This is a genomic window from Microbacterium sp. Bi128 (genome assembly GCF_918698205.1).
Genome location: NZ_CAKKMM010001268.1, coordinates 1 through 1471 on the forward strand (window position 1 = coordinate 1; position 1471 = coordinate 1471).

Annotated in this window: 2 protein-coding genes and 1 pseudogene; 1 reads left to right on the top strand and 2 read right to left on the bottom strand. The window is 63.6% G+C overall.

Features of this window, described 5'->3' with window-relative positions:
• Positions 1 to 217, bottom strand: a pseudogene (locus tag LQV45_RS31890) (metal-chelation protein CHAD); the annotation flags it as partial.
• Between the two features lie 240 nt (positions 218 to 457).
• Here LQV45_RS31890 and LQV45_RS31895 point away from each other — a divergent pair.
• Positions 458 to 727 (top strand): hypothetical protein, encoded by a 270-nt coding sequence (locus tag LQV45_RS31895; protein WP_230011455.1) that lies wholly within the window; start codon positions 458 to 460, stop codon positions 725 to 727.
• 130 nt (positions 728 to 857) lie between these two features.
• Here the strand turns inward: LQV45_RS31895 and LQV45_RS31900 are convergent.
• The coding region (locus tag LQV45_RS31900; protein WP_230011457.1) for an alkaline phosphatase family protein at positions 858 to 1471 on the bottom strand (614 nt) is incomplete at its 5' end.

A 1471-nucleotide genomic window follows, 5' to 3' on the forward strand; every position in this document is an offset into this window, starting at 1 on the left:
TGCGATGCCATCCTGCATCCCGCCCGCCTGACCGCCGGCACAGGGTGATCCGTTGCCTGGCCAATGCCAGTGCTTTGGTATCAAAGTAGACGGCGTCCAGCAATTCGTTGACGGGCTGCCCGGCGCGATCTACCCCTGGGATTGATGCCAGTGGCGGGAGGGCGTCGGATTCCGAAGGGCTGTACTTGCGTTCCACCTCGATCGCGTCGGCGGCCATGCTTCATTTTAGGAACTCCCGCACGCGCCGGGCTTGTGCCCAAAGGCCCCTATCGGAGGAGATTGTCACGGGAACCGGGCGCTGGGGACGGGCGGCCGCCCAGTTCAGGGCGGCGGCCCTCCGTAAGGCACACAGACGCGCGGTATGAGGCTGGAAAAATGACTTGCCCGGGCATGCGGCGGCGAGTAACTTTCGGAGCAGTGGGCCGGCGGACCGCTGGCCCCCTGCGAGAGGACCGCCATGCCAACCATAATCGGCCACCACGATGTCAAGGACAAGGATCATTGGCTTGCCTCGCCGAAGCGCGAAGAGGTGTTCGGCCCACTGGGGATCACCAACATTCGTACGTTCGTCAACCCCGAGAACCCGACGCAAGTCGCAGTGATGATGGATGTCCCTGACGTGGATGCCCTCATGGCCGCGATGCAAAATGACGTAATGGGCGAGGCGATGGCCTACGACGGCGTACTGCCCGAGACCCTGGTCTTCCTCGTCGAGGCCAAGCCCTAGCTTCACCCGGGCGGACACCGCCGGCGGTGCAGGCGGATGTGGCGAAGCTCCGGTCAAATAGCGGTTGACCGGAGCTTCGGGTCCATTATGGGCAGTGGTTCCTGTGTATTGGCCGGGAATAGGCTGACCGCTAGTGGTTCAGCAATTCACCCATGAGCGGCGCATTGCGGACATCATCGGTCAGGGGGCTCAGCCCCCACACGTCCTCGATGGTGTGCAGCAAGGAATAGTGCGAGTAGGCGGCATTGGATGTGAAGTGCTTCCGCGCTGCCGGGCCGGCAAAAACCGTAGCCACCCGGTTGTCGTCTTTGCTGCCTTCATCCCACGTGATCACCAGCAGGGAGTTCTGCGTCGTGAAGGCCGGGGATCCCAGGATCCTGGGCACTTCGCGGGCGAGCCAGTCGTCTCCGGTGCCGATGGAGCAGTCGTGGGTGTCGTTGCACATGTCCGGGCTGATGAAAGAGTAGTCCGGCAGGGTCGACGGCGACCGCAGGTCCTGCCCCAGCCGGTCATACGGAACAACATGGTCCGAGCAGGAGGCCACGTCGTCCGTCACGGCAGGGTAATACATGAACGGATTATGCTTCACCGCATACCGGCGGGAGTCATGCGCGGCGCAGGGCGCGGGCATGCCCTCGGCGTACATTTTCCAGGTCCGTCCGGATTGGGTGATCTCATCGGCGATCGAGCGCACATCGGCGGTGCACGAGTCCGGCTTGCAGTCGCTGGTGATCCCCGCGCTGG